Origin of the sequence: Solibacillus sp. FSL K6-1781 (assembly GCF_038630735.1) — a bacterium.
Taxonomy (GTDB): Bacteria; Bacillota; Bacilli; order Bacillales_A; family Planococcaceae; genus Solibacillus; species Solibacillus silvestris.
Map to the genome: position 1 here is coordinate 3706047 of NZ_CP152038.1, position 17077 is coordinate 3723123.

Annotated in this window: 16 protein-coding genes; 3 read left to right on the forward strand and 13 right to left on the reverse strand. The window is 38.7% G+C overall.

Annotated features, from left to right (window positions below):
* Genes MHH37_RS18825 through MHH37_RS18840 form a run of 4 tightly spaced genes read right to left on the reverse strand, consistent with a single transcriptional unit; the run spans nucleotide 1 to nucleotide 4133 of the window.
* Nucleotides 1-1053, reverse strand: coding sequence for a Gfo/Idh/MocA family oxidoreductase (locus tag MHH37_RS18825; protein WP_342574240.1), 1053 nt, complete (start codon nucleotides 1051-1053; stop codon nucleotides 1-3).
* Nucleotide 1054: 1 nt separating this feature from the next.
* Nucleotides 1055-2059 carry a zinc-binding alcohol dehydrogenase gene (locus tag MHH37_RS18830; protein ID WP_342574242.1) on the reverse strand — a complete coding sequence of 335 codons (1005 nt, stop codon included), beginning with the start codon at nucleotides 2057-2059 and terminating at the stop codon, nucleotides 1055-1057.
* Nucleotides 2037-3116, reverse strand: coding sequence for a dihydrodipicolinate synthase family protein (locus MHH37_RS18835; RefSeq protein ID WP_342574243.1), 1080 nt, complete (start codon nucleotides 3114-3116; stop codon nucleotides 2037-2039). Before MHH37_RS18835 ends, MHH37_RS18830 begins: the two co-directional genes overlap by 23 nt.
* Nucleotides 3117-4133 carry an NAD-dependent epimerase/dehydratase family protein gene (locus MHH37_RS18840; RefSeq protein ID WP_340735782.1) on the reverse strand — a complete coding sequence of 339 codons (1017 nt, stop codon included), beginning with the start codon at nucleotides 4131-4133 and terminating at the stop codon, nucleotides 3117-3119.
* An 84-nt stretch (nucleotides 4134-4217) separates the two neighbouring features.
* Here MHH37_RS18840 and MHH37_RS18845 point away from each other — a divergent pair, with 84 nt between their 5' ends.
* A complete protein-coding gene (locus tag MHH37_RS18845) occupies nucleotides 4218-5510 on the forward strand; it encodes a transcriptional regulator (RefSeq protein ID WP_342574244.1) in 1293 nt (430 codons plus the stop codon).
* Here the strand turns inward: MHH37_RS18845 and MHH37_RS18850 are convergent.
* The 4 genes from MHH37_RS18850 to MHH37_RS18865 form a co-directional block, all read right to left on the reverse strand.
* Entirely contained in the window at nucleotides 5504-6343 is an 840-nt protein-coding gene (locus MHH37_RS18850) for a Gfo/Idh/MocA family oxidoreductase (RefSeq protein ID WP_342574245.1), read from the reverse strand. The two genes, MHH37_RS18845 and MHH37_RS18850, sit on opposite strands and share 7 nt — an antisense overlap.
* Nucleotides 6344-6352: 9 nt before the next feature.
* Nucleotides 6353-7156, reverse strand: coding sequence for a carbohydrate ABC transporter permease (locus tag MHH37_RS18855; RefSeq protein ID WP_014822600.1), 804 nt, complete (start codon nucleotides 7154-7156; stop codon nucleotides 6353-6355).
* Nucleotides 7157-7180: 24 nt separating this feature from the next.
* Complete coding sequence (locus tag MHH37_RS18860; protein ID WP_342574246.1) at nucleotides 7181-8098, reverse strand: sugar ABC transporter permease; 918 nt, start codon at nucleotides 8096-8098, stop codon at nucleotides 7181-7183.
* Between the two features lie 69 nt (nucleotides 8099-8167).
* Nucleotides 8168-9475 (reverse strand): sugar ABC transporter substrate-binding protein, encoded by a 1308-nt coding sequence (locus tag MHH37_RS18865; protein WP_342574247.1) that lies wholly within the window; start codon nucleotides 9473-9475, stop codon nucleotides 8168-8170.
* Between the two features lie 168 nt (nucleotides 9476-9643).
* Between MHH37_RS18865 and MHH37_RS18870 the strand changes: the two genes are divergently transcribed.
* Together MHH37_RS18870 and MHH37_RS18875 are read left to right on the forward strand one after the other, a co-directional pair.
* Nucleotides 9644-10264, forward strand: a complete 621-nt coding sequence (locus MHH37_RS18870) for a DUF624 domain-containing protein (RefSeq protein ID WP_342574248.1) — start codon at nucleotides 9644-9646, stop codon at nucleotides 10262-10264.
* Nucleotides 10261-11154: an alpha/beta hydrolase gene (locus MHH37_RS18875; RefSeq protein ID WP_342574250.1), complete on the forward strand. Its 894-nt coding sequence runs from the start codon at nucleotides 10261-10263 to the stop codon at nucleotides 11152-11154. Before MHH37_RS18870 ends, MHH37_RS18875 begins: the two co-directional genes overlap by 4 nt.
* 44 nt (nucleotides 11155-11198) lie before the next feature.
* Here MHH37_RS18875 and MHH37_RS18880 read toward each other — a convergent pair whose 3' ends face one another.
* The 5 genes from MHH37_RS18880 to gatC form a co-directional block, all read right to left on the reverse strand.
* Nucleotides 11199-12071 (reverse strand): GNAT family N-acetyltransferase, encoded by an 873-nt coding sequence (locus MHH37_RS18880; protein ID WP_342574251.1) that lies wholly within the window; start codon nucleotides 12069-12071, stop codon nucleotides 11199-11201.
* Nucleotide 12072: 1 nt separating this feature from the next.
* Nucleotides 12073-13257: an N-acetylglucosamine-6-phosphate deacetylase gene (nagA, locus tag MHH37_RS18885; RefSeq protein ID WP_342574252.1), complete on the reverse strand. Its 1185-nt coding sequence runs from the start codon at nucleotides 13255-13257 to the stop codon at nucleotides 12073-12075.
* Nucleotides 13258-13648: 391 nt separating this feature from the next.
* A complete protein-coding gene (gene gatB, locus MHH37_RS18890) occupies nucleotides 13649-15094 on the reverse strand; it encodes an Asp-tRNA(Asn)/Glu-tRNA(Gln) amidotransferase subunit GatB (protein WP_008409014.1) in 1446 nt (481 codons plus the stop codon).
* A 1-nt stretch (nucleotide 15095) separates the two neighbouring features.
* The gene (gene gatA, locus MHH37_RS18895) at nucleotides 15096-16559 is read right to left on the reverse strand and encodes an Asp-tRNA(Asn)/Glu-tRNA(Gln) amidotransferase subunit GatA (RefSeq protein ID WP_339263286.1); all 1464 of its coding nucleotides are present in this window, start codon (nucleotides 16557-16559) and stop codon (nucleotides 15096-15098) included.
* A 17-nt stretch (nucleotides 16560-16576) separates the two neighbouring features.
* On the reverse strand, nucleotides 16577-16867 hold the full coding sequence (gatC, locus tag MHH37_RS18900) for an Asp-tRNA(Asn)/Glu-tRNA(Gln) amidotransferase subunit GatC (protein ID WP_008408705.1): 291 nt from the start codon (nucleotides 16865-16867) through the stop codon (nucleotides 16577-16579).
* Nucleotides 16868-17077: the final 210 nt, after the last annotated feature.

Sequence of the window (17077 nt, forward strand, 5' to 3'; positions counted from 1 at the left end):
CTACAATTTTATTTCTTGTTTTGTTGCAGCTGATTCATAAATCGCCGCCAACATTTTCGTCACTTCAACCCCGTCTTCCACCGTAGAAATGGGCTGTACATTATTCAGGCAGCACTCGACAAAGTGGTTAATCTCATTAATGAATGAACCAGTAAAATCAAAGCTCAACATATCGATTTGCGGGGTAATATTTATAATTGTTTCATGCCGCTCTTTTATAATGGCCAACTCCGGTTCTACTTCGGCTCCGCCATTTTCACCATAAAGTTTTACTGATACTTCATCTTGTTTTGCATGTAATGTAAAACTTACATCCACAAATAGGGAAGCACCATTTTCAAAGCGAATGAGCGCATTCGCAAGATCTTCCACATCATTGTGCTCGGCGTTATAATCAGCCGCTTTATAAAAAGATAAGTTTTCTATATGTGAGCGATTTCCCAATTTTTTATACGTATTCCCCGAAACTGAAACCGGTTTTGGTTTCCCCATTAAATACCAGCAAAGGTCGATCATATGCGTTCCTAAATCAATCAATGGCCCGCCGCCGGATTTTTTGATATCACTGAACCAGCCGCCCGGGTTCCCCAATCTGCGGATGCATGAAGCCTTCGCATAATAAATTTCCCCCAGTTCCCCTGCATCGATAAACTTTTTAAGAACGTCTACATTTGTCGCAAATCGACGTACGTAACCAACTTGTAAAATCTTTTTCGATTCTTTTACCGCTGCTTCCACTGCATAGGCTTCATCAAGTGTTAAACTTAATGGTTTTTCAAGTAGAACATGCTTGTTTTGTTGGAGTGCCTGTATTGCAATTTCGGCATGGGAATTATTCCATGTGCAAATACTGATTGCATCAATTTCCTCGTTCGCAAGGAACTCACTCACTTTTAAATATAAATTCTCTACACTGTATTTTTTTCCTAACGCATGTAGTCTTCGTTCATTACTATCACAAATTGCAACAATCTCTACATTGGGATGATCGAAATAAGGTTTTAAATGGAACTCGGAAATAGATCCTCCTCCAATTACACCAACCTTTAACATGTTAATTCCCTCCCGAATATTCAATGATGGCGGTCAATGCCTCACTGCTCTCTAATATGTCATACACACCGGCTGAATCTTCAAAAGGAATTCCCAGTTGGACAAAGTCAGAAACATCGATCGCCTTTCGTTCCAATAAACGTATATAGGCTGCCAGATTTCGTCCTTCCGTCCAGCGAACATAATGATACGGGTAGTCAGTTGCCTCTTTTTCATAGCGAACATCATAACGACCTGGTCCCCCAGCTCTTGAAATCGTAATGACCGCTTCCTTGATGAACAACTGCTCTCGATTAAATTGCGGTTCTACATCTCCGACAATAACAATTCTCCCTTGCTTACGAACCCATTCAAGGCTACGGGAAGTTGTTTCTGAATGTTTGCCGCCAGCACATAAGAGAACAGCATCTACACCATACCCGTTTGTAAAATCCATAATATGCTGTTCCATTTTTGTTAAATCCGAAAATACCTCGATGCCCGGTGTATCTTTCAGCATTACAGCTCTTTTTGCATTGGGCTCATAGCAGATGACCTCATAGCTTGCAGCAGCACAAATCTTTGCAATCATTTGTCCAAGTACACCTAACCCGATAACTACTACCGACTCACCAAACTGTAACTGTCCTTGGCGTATAGCATGAATGGCAATCGTACCGTGTGCTGCGAATGCGGCGTGCTTTGGCAAAACTTCTGCGGAACATTTAGCTACTAATGGTTCAGGTACAACAATTTGCTCCATATGCCCAACATAAGGTGCACCATAGCAAGCAACCATATCACCTACTTGAACAGATTTAACACTTTGACCAACTTTCTTTACTTTACCAACGGCGCTATAGCCAAGCTGACGTACACCTTTTTTGCTTCCTTCAATTAATAACCGTTCAGTTCCTGGTGAAACAGCAGTATAATGGGTCTCTACCAATACTCCTGCCTCAAAAAGCTCAGGTTGTTCGATTTCAGCTATTTTCACGACTCCATCATGTGCTTGTAAAGCTTTCACTTTTCTCACCTGATTTCCATTTTGCTAAATTCTGTCTAACAAATGCATCATCTTGTAAATGCGGATACATTTTGTAAACACGAGTTATTTCTTCCGCTTGGCCTTCACTTAATACTTCATGGTCTGCCAGACACCAGTTTCCTTTTAACAACCCTTGTCTCGTCAATACTTCATTGATACCTGCAATGCTCCCTTTAAAGGCATGTACCGGGTCAAAGAAAGCCGCATTCGCATCCGTCACTTCAATGGCTCTTGTTAACCAGCTTGCATCAATTTGCGCTTTATCCCGAATTGCCTTGATCTCATCAAAATATTGAACTGCTGTTTTTGCCCATACTGACCAATGCCCTAACAGGCCGCCAACTATTTTCTTTTTAACGGTTTTGCCATTGATAGTAAATGCATATTCAGTTAATAAATCAATAATGATATTATCGTCATTTCCTGTATAAAGAGCGATTTCATCATGGCGTTCGCTATTGCATACTGCCCGAACAACATCTAATGTTTGATACCGATTAAAAGGCGCCATTTTGATCGCTAATACATTTTCTATATTGGCAAGTTCATACCAAAACTGATAGGTGAATACACGCCCGCCAACTGATGGCTGTAAATAGAAACCAACTACAGGAATGATTTTGGCAACTTCTCTCGTACGTTCTAATAACTGCGCTTCTGATAAATGCTGCAGTCCTCCCATACTTAGTAATGCTAAATCATAGCCAAGCGTTTTTAAAACTGTCGCTTCATTTTTTGCCTGTTCTACCGGACCACAAACACCTCCTATTTTTATGAAGGATTCAGGTACATTTGCTTTTTTCATCTCATCTATGGCAATTGATAGAACACGCTCATACAAGTTGTATTGCGGATCGCGAATTTCAAATTGTGTCGTATGAACACCAACAGCTACCCCCCCGACACCCGCATCAATATAATATTTCGTCAAGGCACGCTGACTTATCTCATCCAATGTTTTGTCTTCGTTTAACGCCAATGGATGTGCCGGAATAAATGCACCGTCAAACAATGCCTTTTTTACCGCTTCATTCATTTAAAACGCCCCTTTTCTCTCTTGGAAATGCGTTGGTTTATTTAATGTTGCACCATCTAATTCCACCCAATTTGCAACCATATCAAGCATTTGCTCAACGGATACACGGGGATAGCCGAATAATTTATGGGCATGTGCCGCTGTATTTAATAATGCTGTTTCCTGTTCGACCCCTATAATGATTGCTTCCTTATTAAAGCGTTTTGCAAACTCCTTCGCCAGCCAGCGAACAGATAAGGTTTCAGGTCCCGTTACATTCAATATTTTTACTGGCGAGTCACAATGTAATAGCGAGCGAATCGCGTATTCGTTTGCATCCCCTTGCCAGATTACATTGACACTGCCCATCGTGACATCAACCGGCTCATTATTGTAGACAGATTTTGCAATTTCCAATAACACACCATATCGTAAATCAATTGCATAATTCAAACGGAACATGAGCATTTTTGTTTGAAAACGATTGGAGAAATTGGTGAAAATACGTTCTCTACCTAATGTGGACATTGCATATTCTCCAACCGGAATAGGAGTTACATCTTCTCCGCAATTTCCAGAAGTTACAGGAGTAAATGGATAAATGTTACCAGAAGAAAATACAACGATATTTGAGTTTTTAAATTTATCCGCCACACGGCCAGGTACGTATGTATTCATCGCCCATGTGAAATGTTCGTTATTAACTGTACCGAATTTATTGCCCGCCATGAAAATGATATTCGGAATATTCGGCAACTGAGCAAGTTGCTCTTCATCCAGTAAGTCACAAGTAATTGTTTCAATTCCAGCCGACTCCAGTTGTTCTTTCATGTCTTTATTTGAAAATCTGGCGACACCGATGATTCGTTTCTCAATCCCTGCTTCTTCAGCAGCGCGCTTCGCCATTTTTGCTAAAGTAGGACCCATTTTACCTGCAATCCCTAAAATTAAAATGTCACCATCTATTTTCTTTATATCCTCTACTAATGCGGCGGACGGTTTTGTCATAAATTCTTCTAATTGTAATACCGTTTCCATAGCGGTCACCCCTTTGTAATTTGAATATTCTAAAATTTTCCTGTAAAATTATATTAATATGGATTTTTGGGAGGCACAGTCATTATGAATCAAGCAATTCCGTATACCTCACAAAGTATGATAGGGATTATTGTTCCTGGTATTTTGCAGGATACAATTAAAGACGCATTACGTGGATTCCCTAATATCCAGCCACACTATTTTTTAACACAAGACTTTATAATGACGGATGAGTTACAGCAATTTATATACGAATATGAAATGCTTGTCGCTGCAGATCCTTATATTTTTCAGCAATTAAAGTTATATGATTCTTCTTTGCAACTTTATCAAATTAATAGTAGAGCGCTTCAGCTTTACGAATTACTGTTAACCCATAAATTACAAAATGAACAGAAAGATTACTGTTTTGACTTGCTGCAACAAAGTACCATTTTGTCGATTACACATCAATTACAGCATAAAATTGATTTTGTGTTTTCTGTTGGCGAAACAGTTGATGCCATATTAGATAATCATATGAGACATGCTAAACTTGGCTACTACCCTGTAACTACGATTGCATCTGTCTATGAATTATTATGTGAGCACAATATCGAATGTCGCTATTTAATTCCGACAAAGCAAGAATTGATTGTTGCTTTCGAAAGGGTCCTATTGGCTTCTAAAGGGCGACAAAACAAAGAAAGCCAGATTGTATATGGTTTAATTCAATTTGAATCAATCGTTAAACAAGAACAGTCTAAAGTGGAGCAAATACTGCAGCAGTTCACACAACAAATGGATGGTCATTTAATCATGTTGAATCCATTACAATATAGTTTTATTACGACACGTGGACAATTTGAGCGTGAAACTTTAGGATACAAACATTTGCCGATGCTTTCCCGCTTTAAGGAAGAGCTGCATATCAATTGTACAATCGGTGTCGGTTTTGGGATTAATGCAAATGATTCCGGACGTCATGCAAAACAAGCTCTCTACCAGGCAAATGAAAACGGACCAAACCTTTGTTATATCGTGCGTGAAGACAATAGTGTAATCGGTCCGATCGATACGACCGTTTTTATTAACTATGAACAGTACCCGCTGGTCATAACGGATTTAAGATTATTGGAGCGAGCCGAAAAAGCCGGTATGTCTGCTTCCTATATATCCAAATTAATGGGTCGTATTATGAAGCACCAAAAATTTATTTATACGGCAGAAGAACTTGCTCAAACACTGAACATTACGTTACGAAGTGCAAATCGGATCCTACTAAAATGGCTAGATGCAGGACTTGTGGATATTATCGGCGAGGAAAAGGTAGCCCACCGCGGTCGCCCTAAACGCATCTACTATATCCAGTTTTTAGAAGATATAAAAAATCAGTGATTTTTGCTTGCAACATACTTTATTTGTTCTAATAGTTTAATTGTTTGCAATGTGTCTGTTTGATCAATGGCACTTTTTCTCTCTATAAAAAATTGCACTATCGCATCAATCAGGTGATCATAAAATCGGATATCTCCTTCAGCAATTTTAAACCATTCACTTTGCTGCTGTGTATGTGCTACAAACTGAAAACTTTGATGATGCTGTAAGTAACCGCGAATTGTAGATACTGTCCCGTCTTGAAATGTTAACGTAATAAAGTGTTGCTGATTATTAAAGGTAACAGCTATGTCTTTGACAGAAGTTCCTTTTAACGCACTGATCATTTCCACTGCATGTATTCCATAGTAGGAATAGTCGAATTCCTGCAGCATCGGCAGAGGGGTTATAATGTCCACTGCCTCGATGCTTTTATGAGATTTCGCCAGTTGAATTTCTTCAGCAAAGCGTAATGCTGAGCAGCTCATCAAAGGGATTCCCTTTTCATTGGCAAGCTCTATAATAGAACTCGCCTGCTCATAATTTTGTGCCAATGGTTTATCGATAAATATAGGTTTATCAGTTGCAGACAAATCTGCAAATTGCTCAAAATGCTGTGAGGCATCAACCGATGTAATGATAAACGCATCACAAATGTTTGCCAGTTCCTGTAGTGTAGTAATAAAAGGTATCCCATTTTTACGTAACTCCCATGAAACTCGGTCAATTCGGTTTCTGCTTAATTCAATTGAAGATCCTCCGCGATAAGCGAATAGCTCATGACCTTTTTTCATCAGCCTTTCACTAAACGCTAATGCATGAGTTGAATCTGTTCCGATTATACCTATTTTCATAGAATCCCCCTATTTAATACCTGACATTGTAATCCCTTCTGTAAAATAACGTTGGAAGAAAATAAATATTAAAAATGTCGGTATAAATGAAATTGTTGCTCCTGCCATTTCGACACCGAAGTTCCCTTCTTTTCCAAGCATCGAGGCAAGACCAACTGTAACAGGGAACATCTTTTCATTTGTTAAATAAATTAATGGCTGGAATAAGTCATTCCAATTTGAAATAAAAGCAAAAGTTCCTACTGTCGCAATTACCGGAAATGACAGCGGCAAGATAATCTTGAAGAAGATTTGCCAGTCATTTGCACCGTCAATATAAGCGGCCTCTTCCAAATCTTTCGGTATCCCCTGTAAAAATTGTCGTACTAAAAATACCCCCATAATTGCCCATAATTCCGGTACAATCAATGCCCAATATGTATTAATCCATCCAAAATCGGCGAACATAATATATTTGGGAATAATAAATAACTGTTGTGGAATCATGATGACTGCCATGAAAATCCAAAAAATTGCTTCTTTACCCCAAAATTGCTTTTTCGCAAATATATAACCGAGTAGTGCCGCAAACAGCATTTGTGTAATAACAGGAATGACAGTAATAACGATAGAGTTCCAAATCCACCGTATAAAAATCCCATTTGTAAAAATTGTTATATAGTTTTGGATTGATGGATTGGTCGGCAGCCAAAACAGCGGATCAATCTGTGCCTGTTTCACTTCTTTTAATGACCCGAACACCATAATGATGAATGGCATTATAAAAATGACCGCTAATATTGCTAATGCTGTATAAGAGATTACTTTTTTCATTTATCTGCTCCTTCCCGCACCAGCTTAATAATAATTTGGATCTTTCCCAATATATTTACGTTGTATTAACGAGATAATTAGAATGATAAAGAACAACACATATGATAAAACTGCTGCATAGCTTAAATTCAAGCTTGTAAATCCTTGATGGTACAAGTAATACACGATTGTTGTTGTTGAGTAGTTCGGTCCCCCATTCGTTAACAAGAACGCCGAGTCGAAAATTTGGAATGAACCAATCGTTGTTGTAATCGCCACGTAAAAGTGAATAGGCTTTAACATCGGAAATGTAACTTTCCAGAAGATTTTCCATGGACTAGCACCATCGATACGTGCTGCTTCATACAATTGACGGTCGATGGATTGTAAACCCGCATAATAGTAAATCATTGTTGTACCCGCTACTTTAAAAATACTTAGTCCTGCCAAGACTAGAAGTGCCTGTGATGAACTAGATAAAAACAGCTGCGGGTTAATACCGACAAAACCGATTAAATAGTTGATAAAGCCATCTTCTGTCCCACGGAACAGCCATCCCCAAATTCCTGCGATAATTACGAATGATGTAACAACAGGCAAGAAAAACAACCCTTTGAAAAACCCTGAAAATTTAACCCCTGAATTAATGATTACTGCCAAAATTAGGCCAAGTGCCATTGTCGGAACTATATAATAGATGGAAAACTTAACAGTATTCCATATTGCTTTCCAAGCTATTTTATCATCAAGTAGACTTTTCCAATGTTTTAACCCAACGAACTCTGGGTCCCCGATAATTTTCCAGTCATGAAATGTTAAATAAAAACTTAAAACAAATGGGTATACTTGAAAAATGATAAAATGAATAATTACTGGAATGAGCACGACATAGACTAACAAATTTTTATTTAGCTCTCTTTTTATCCGTGCACTAAGTGATTGTTTAGAAGTTGTAGAGGTCACATGCCTCACCCTTTCTGTACTTGAAGTAATGAGAGAGTTTGATCTTCTAGACCAAACTCTCCTTTTATATTATTTGTTAATTAACTTATCAATTGCGTCTGCCGATTTATCCGCAGCTTCCTGAGGAGATTGTTTTCCTTCTAACATTGCTTGAATTTCCGCTTGAACTAAAGGCATAATATTACGGCCTTCTGGATGAATAATACCTGGCTTCGCATATTGTGTGTACTCCGCTAACTGAGCCATGTATTGTTGTGAATCGAAAATATCCTTCGCTTCATCACGTGTCGGGATATATTGTGTAATATTATTGAATGTACGTTGGTTATCTGTGTTTGTAACATACTTCATGAACTCTGCCGCAGCTTCCGGATTTTTAGAAATCGCCGAACCTACAAACATCCCAACAGTACCGTAAGTTAACTGCTCTGCATCTTTTAATGGAGGAGCAATAACAAAGTCAAATGGCTTCTCAGCTAATAAACGGTTTACCGAAATCCCAGAACCATTTACAGCTAATAATTTTCCGCCGAAGTACAGTGAGTCATGATCAAGCGCCGTAATTGAATCTTGAGGAATCCATTCCTTTGTATACATTTCGTTAATTAATTCAAATGACTTAACTGCTTCAGGCTTGTTAATTAAGATGTTATTATCTTCATCAATTACGTTACCGCCAGCTTGCCATAAAAATGGATAAAGCGTGTTATTTAAAGAACCTCCACCTGCATATGAGAAGGCATAATAACCTGCTGCTTTTGCCTTTTCAGCTAAAGCTTTAAATTCATCCCATGTTGTCGGAAGGCTGTTTTCATCTACGCCTAATTCCGTCAAAATATTTTTGTTATAAATTAAAGACTCTGCCGTTTGTAAAATTGGCATCCCATACTGTTTGCCTTTCCAGCTTGTTGCTTCGATGGCAGTCGGTACGAAGCCGCTTAACTCTTCATCTGTAACATATTGCGATATATCTAAAATTAATTGTTGCTCTGCATATTGTGGCATCTGGTCGGGAATTACATAGAATACGTCCGGACCTTGACCAGCCGCTAAAGCTGTTAAGATTTTTTGGTCACGATTTGCCCAAGGAATTTGTTCGAAGTTTACTTTAACCCCTGTTTCTGCTTCAAAGTCCGATGCAAATGTTTTCCACATATCCCCTTCACCTGTTGAGCCATCTGTATAAGGGTGTGCCCAAACTGTGATTTCGCCTGATAATCCTGAAGACTCTTCTGTATCTGTGTTAGCGCTTCCATTATCCGAATTGGTATTCGCATCTGTCGTTGTCGTTTCATCTTCGCTACATGCAGCCATAACAACAGAAAGCACTAATACTAAAAATAGCAGTCCCAACTTTTTAAAAATTGTATTACTCATAACCCATCCCCCTTTTCATTTTCCCTCTGTATAAAAATAGCAAAATAGCTATTTTTTCCAGACTACAAAAAAACGAGGAGGAACTCAAGTCCATTAAAAGTCCTTAATTTAAATTGTACAATTTTTCAGACTTATTTAATTTATAATAATAGCAAGGGGGGGATCATTATGACATTTTGGGACGGCTTTTACAGTTTTGGTGTTAAGCTATTAAAAATAATTTACTTGAACTTTCTATGGCTGTTTTTTTCTGCGATCGGACTTTTCGCTTTCGGTCTGTTTCCAGCGACGATTGCATTATTTACGATTACAAGACAATTTCTGCTCGATATTGATAAGCCGATTACTCGAACATTTTGGGAAGTGTATAAAAATGAGTGGGTTAGAGGAAATGGGTATGCGGTGATTAGCTATATTATCGTGCTCATTTTAGCAATCGACTTTTATGCTATTTATATGTTTGACTCTTTATTAATTCTTCTTATTCCAACTTTCATCATTGCCTTTATCATTTTTGGTACGTTGTTTTTCTTCTTTCCTGTATACGTCCATTTTGATCTAGCATTTTTGCCAATGATAAAACAAGCATTTTTATTTACGATTACTTCGCCTTTCACAGTCATTTTAAATGCGTTAAGTATCGTATTGATCTATGGCATTTTCAACATTATGCCAGGTGCAATCCCTTTATTTGCCGGAAGTGTGGTTAGTTTGTTCGTGATGAAATTCTCGCTTCGTTCCTTTAAGAAAATTGAACAAGGGAAAGTATCGGAGGCTGTAACATTATGAACGGACTGCACCCTGAACTATTTGAAAGTATTAATCGTAAATTAAAAAATTCTCGTACATTCGAGCAGCTGATCATGAACAGAACATTTGTCCATTTTTCAGAGCAAAATTACCAACTTGAAAATTGCTCAATCGAAGAAATGATGATAGGAAATATACGAGTCATCCGTATACAGCCGAAGAATGCAGTACAAAATATGCCGTGCTTTATTTGGTTTCATGGCGGGGGTATGGTGTTCGGCAGTCCGGATGACAGCTTACCTTATGTAACAGATTTTGTACATAACTTCCAAGCGGTAGTGTTCATCCCGCAATATCGTCTCGCTCCGGAAAATCCTTATCCTGCTGCTTTAGAAGACGGGTATGAGCTGTTAAAGTGGATTAGTGAACATGCAGGTAGTCTGAATATAGATCCAATGAAAATAATTGTAAGTGGTGGCAGTGCCGGGGGAAATTTGGCATTGGCCATTGCTTTAAAATCACGAGATGAAATAGGCCCAAAAATAGCAGCGGTTTTACCGTTGTACCCGATGCTGGATGCAAAAGAAAGGCCGTTTCATAAAAAGTTTACTTCACCTGCTATATGGAATGCAGAAAAAAACAAAAAAAGTTGGCGTGCTTATTTACCGGGTACCGACAATATTTCTCCATACGCATCGCCTTTTTATGCGAATGTTGAAGGACTTCCGCCTGTTTATACATTTATCGGAACTCACGATTTATTTTACGAGGAAGTATGTGAGTTTGTGGATAAGCTACAGCAAGCCCGTGTACAAGTCCAATTTGATATTTATCAAGGGTGTACACACGGATTTGATTTAGAAGAAATACCTATTGCCCGTGAAGCGAAAAACCGGCTTTTAAATATTACTTCGAAATTATTAAAGTAACCGCAATATGGAGGCCCGTAGTATTTATCACGGACCTCCATTTTTTATGCCAATCCACTATATGGATAAAGCAATTTATTAGGATACACAATTTCTTTTTGATTTTTTACAAACATTGCCCCATCATCTATAAACACATCTTGCGCGACAGGAAGCTTTATATCATCCGGGGTAAAGCACAGCCTGATCTGTTCAGATTGAATTGGTAAACAACCGAGTATTTCCTGTATATTAATCGGCTCTTTAGAAATCACATCAATTAACTCCGCATGTTGGGCTGTTTCATTTAAAATGACAAATGCCTGAAAGTTTGGCACATAGTAAATACAATCTTGGTATTGGGTCAATGCATGGAACATCACAATATTTTCATTTTGAACCATACTCATTTTCTGACTAACAGGTTTTCTAAACACAGTTGTTTCATAAAATATGTTTCTTGTCGGTTTATCTTCCAAGTTAACTTTCTTTACTTCTGTATAAACCGGTTCAATGTCTTTTTTATCCACAGTAAATATAGATTGCGTCCGAGTTTCAAAACCAAACTTCGGATAAAAGTCCAATACTGTTTTGTTTGCAAACAAGTATATGATATTTGCATCCACATGATCTTCCATAACCTTTTCCATAAGCTGACGCGATAATCCTTTTCCTTGGAATGTTGGATTTGTCATAACAGTTCCAATTTGAACTGCTTTATACTGCCTGCCATCCAAAATCATCGTTCCATGACTGGTAGAAACATTGGCTACTATTTCACCTTCTGCTTCCAATACATAAGGACAATATGAATCGTTCCAATACCCTAGCTCATCCCATTGTCTAAAATCCAAACCAAAAGTATCATTTGCCAGTTTAAAGAAACTCCCTTTCAGCTGCGGATTAAGGCGCACAGCGTCCCCTTTTAGGAAATTCACTTCAATCCCTCCTTTTAAAATTGCTATTTTCGTAAATTATATTTCCTTCTGAAACAGTTAATACAACTTCTTCGTTTTCGTTAACTATATAAAAGTCAGCATCTTTACCAATTTCAATTGACCCTTTATTTTCAAACAACCCTAACAGCTTTGCACTGTTAGTTGCAGTCAGCTTAGCTAGTGTCACATCTGATAATCCGAGCCAGTCTTTCATATTTTTTCGGGCCTTGTTTAAATTCAGCGTACTTCCAGCAAGCGCGTCACTCCCGACTAATTTACATAATCCATCTTCTACCCGGACTTGTTGTCCACCTAAATCATAAATACCGTCTGTTAATCCGGTTGCGCGCATACTGTCTGATATTAATATCATTCGGTCTTCACCAATCGTGTCGTAAATAAAGCGAATCATGTCTGGATGAATATGAAATCCGTCAGCAATAATTTCCAGCATACACTCACTTTGCATTAATGCAACCTGCAAGCCGGGCTCCCGGTGATGGATCGGCCTCATCCCATTACAAAAATGAGTGGCATTCTGAATAAGCTGTTGTCCCAATAATGCCTTTGTCTCAGCATAGGTCGCATCTGAGTGACCAATGGATACTACAATGCCGTTATGTTTTAAGTACGTTGCAAGCTTATGGCCTTTATCTTGCTCTGCCGCTAGTGTAACAATCTTAATTTCGTATTGGGCAGACCTGTTTAGATGGTCAAATTTATCTACAGAAGGTTTTATAATAAACTGATCGGACTGTGCCCCTTTTTGAATCGGGTTAATGAAAGGACCTTCTAAATGTATGCCAGCAATTTTTGCACCTTTTACATTGTTTTTCATATTCGCAATCGCTTGTACAACACGCTTGATTTGATTTTCTTCCGCAGTCATCGTTGTCGCTAAAAAGGTTGTCACCCCGTGTTTTGCAAGTGCCGTACTGATCGTATTTAGACTGCTTTCCTCTCCGTCCATTACATCAGCACCGGATATTCCGTGAATATGCTGATCAATCATCCCCGGCATCATTTTATAAGCTGTCTTTGTTTCTACCAGTTCGACCTGTTCAGGTAATTCACCCCTTTTGCAAAACTGAACTATTTTTCCACCTTCAATTACAGCGTAACAGTCATCCTCTATCCGCTGTTCCCGGACAATTTGAAGTGGTCCAATACACCATGTTCTTTCCATGAACATTTCCCCCCTCTACCTCGCCTTATATATTCCCCATTATTAGCCTATACTTGTCATTTTTCAAGAAAATTCCTTTTAGAACAAAATAAAGAGGTTGGGAAAGAAGTAGAATAATAATTGGTTAAGGAGAAACCTCCTTAATAAGAAACGGAAATTTTGTAAAATTGATTGTAATGGAGGGCGAGTGTAGCTGACGGCTACGCCTTTCGCTACAAGCAAAGCTTCCTGCGGGAATAGCGTGAAGCCTGAGACTACAGGCTCAGGCCACGCCCGCGGAAAGCGTCCCGGAATGGAAATCAATTTTTAACGATTAATAAAAAAATGCTATTTTTCTCTAAGAGAAAAATAGCATTTTTGGGTTATGTCCTACCCTCTTCTTAGAAAAAAATTAACGTTTATTAATTTCTTCCATTAAGATTTGGTTTGTTAATTGTGGGTTTGCCTGACCTTTAGAAGCTTTCATAATTTGGCCAAGAAGTGCTTTAATCGCACGGTCTTTACCAGCTTTGAAGTCTTCTACTGATTTTGCATCATTATCAAGAACAGTTGTTACGAAACCACGGATTACTTCCGGATCAGAAATTTGAACTAAGCCTTTTTCCTTCACAATTTTCGCAGCGTCTCCACCATTCGTTACTAACTCAGTGAATACTTTTTTCGCGATTTTAGAAGAAATTGTACCGTCAGAAATTAATTTCACCATACCAGCCAAGTTTTCCGGTGTTAGAGCTGTATTTTTCAGCTCTTTTTGTTCTGCATTTAAGTATGCAGAAATATCACCCATTAACCAGTTAGCTGATAATTTCGCATCAGCACCTGCGTTTACAGTTGCATCAAAGAAATCTGAAATCTCTTTGTTTACTACAAGTACGTTTGCATCATAATCATTTAAGCCTAATTCAGAAACATAACGTGCTTTACGAGCATCCGGTAATTCTGGAATCTCGTTACGTACGCGCTCTACCCATTCATCAGAAATTGAAAGACGCACTAAGTCCGGCTCTGGGAAGTAACGGTAATCATCTGTACCTTCTTTAACACGCATAAGAATTGTTTTACCTGTTTTCTCATCAAAACGGCGTGTTTCCTGCTCAATAACGCCACCAGCCATTAATACTTCTGCTTGGCGGATTTCTTCGTGCTCTAAACCACGACGGACAAAGTTGAATGAGTTTAAGTTTTTAAGCTCAGTTTTCGTACCGAACTCTTCTTGACCGTATGGACGGATTGAAATGTTCGCATCACAACGAAGAGAACCTTCCTCCATACGTACGTCAGAAACGCCTGTATATTGGATGATTGATTTTACTTTTTCAAGATAAGCATACGCTTCGTCTGGCGTGCGGATATCCGGCTCAGAAACGATTTCTACTAATGGCGTACCTTGACGGTTTAAGTCCACTAAAGAATAGCCATCAGCATGCGTTAATTTACCAGCATCTTCTTCCATGTGAAGACGTGTAATACCGATTTTCTTTTTGTAGCCTGGAGTATCACCTTTAGCTGGAATTTCGATTTCTACCCAACCGTTTTTACCGATTGGCTTATCAAATTGTGAAATTTGGTAAGCTTTCGGATTGTCCGGATAGAAGTAGTTTTTACGGTCGAACTTAGTTTCCTGTTCGATTTCCATGTTTAATGCTAAAGAAGCACGCATAGCGTAATCTACTACTTGTTTATTTAATACTGGTAAAACACCTGGATAACCAAGGTCGATTACTGTTGTATTTGTGTTTGGTTCCGCACCAAAGTGGTTTGGACTGCTAGAGAAGATTTTTGAGTTTGTTTTTAACTCAACGTGAATCTCTAAGCCAATGACTGTTTCAAAGTTCATTTTATTTTACCTCCCATAATGCTGGAGTTTGTTTAGCGAAATCTGTTTGTTGCTCATAAGCATATGCCACACGGTAAAGTGTTTCTTCATCGAAATGCTTACCGATAATTTGTAAACCTAATGGTAATCCGTTTTCAAAACCGCATGGAACTGAAATTGCCGGTACACCTGCTAAGTTGATTGGAATTGTTAAAATATCGTTTGCGTACATTGTCATTGGGTCGTCAATGTTTGCACCAATAGCGAATGCTGGTGTTGGTGCAGTTGGCCCGATGATTACATCATAGTTTTCGAACACTTTGTCATAATCAGCTTTGATTAAAGTACGTGCTTGTTGTGCTTTTTTGTAGTAAGCATCATACGTACCAGCTGATAATGAATATGTTCCAAGCATAATACGACGTTTTACCTCATCGCCGAAACCTTCAGCACGAGATTGTTTGTACAGCTCTAATAAGTTTTTCGCGTTTTCTGAACGGTAGCCGTAACGAATACCATCGAAACGTGAAAGGTTTGAAGATGCTTCTGATGAAGAAAGGATGTAATAAGCTGCTAACGCGTATTTAGAGTGTGGTAATGATACCTCTTCTACTGTAGCACCTAACCCTTTTAATACTTCCAATGCATCAAGAACCGACTGTTTTGCTGCTTCGCCAACGCCTTCACCTAGGAATTCTTTTGGTACAGCAATTTTTAAGCCTTTAATATTACCGTCTAAAGCGGCTGCATAGTTTGGTACAGGCACATCCGCAGAAGTAGAATCCATTTCGTCTACACCTGAGATTGCTTCAAGTAATAATGCATTGTCTTTTACATTGCGTGTAATTGGTCCGATTTGGTCTAAAGAAGATGCGAATGCAACTAAACCAAAACGAGATACACGACCATATGTAGGTTTCATTCCTACAACACCACAGTAGGCTGCTGGTTGACGGATTGATCCACCCGTATCAGAACCTAGTGAAAATGGTACTTCACCCGCTGCAACTGCAGCTGCAGATGCACCTGAAGAACCACCTGGCACATGCGAAAGGTTCCATGGGTTTTTAGTTGTTTTATAAGCCGAGTTTTCATTTGAAGAACCCATTGCGAATTCATCCATATTCAATTTACCGACTGTGATCATGCCTGCATCACGTAATTTTTTTACGATTGTTGCATCGTAAATTGGCATAAAACCTTCCAGAATTTTAGAAGCACAAGTTGTTTCCAATCCTTCTGTTACGATATTATCCTTTACGCCAATCGGCATACCGAATAATGGACCGCGCTCCTCAAAAGGAACTTGATCTAATTCAGCTGCTTTTGCAGTTGCTTGTTCTTTATTTAATGCTAAGAAAGCTTGTACATCGCCGTCCAACTTTTCAATGCGGTCAAACGCTTCATTTGTTAAATCCGCAATTGTTAGTTCACCCGACTTTAAGCTCTCTTGCAATTGTGCTGATGTGCGCTCAAATACTGTCATGCGAGTGGTTCCTCCTATTACTCCATAATTGATGGTACTTTAATTTGACCTGCTTCTTGTTCTTTTACGTTCAGCATTACTTTTTCAAGAGGTAAGCCTTCTTTTGCTACGTCCTCACGAAGTACGTTCACTAAAGGTAAAACATGTGAAGTCGGTTCTACATTTGTTGTATCTAATTCATTTAACTGCTCTGCGAAATCAGTAATTTTCCCTAGTTGCTCAGCAAATTTCTCTGCTTCCTCTTCTGTAATAGCAAGGCGAGCTAAGTGTGCTACGTGTTTTACTTCTTCTTTCGAAATTTTTGCCATTTGTTACACCTCCAAGTTATCGAATCAAATATACCTCGGCAAAATCCGGATCATCCGCCGGGTCTATATGTGGAGTCAGTGATTGTTTTGGATACCCGCTGATTCTACATAAACCATGCCCATAATGATAACATTTTTCCATGTAAAAATCTCAGCTTTAGGAAAAAATCCAGCAAACAATCCCCCACTTATGACGTTTTTTCGCCAAAT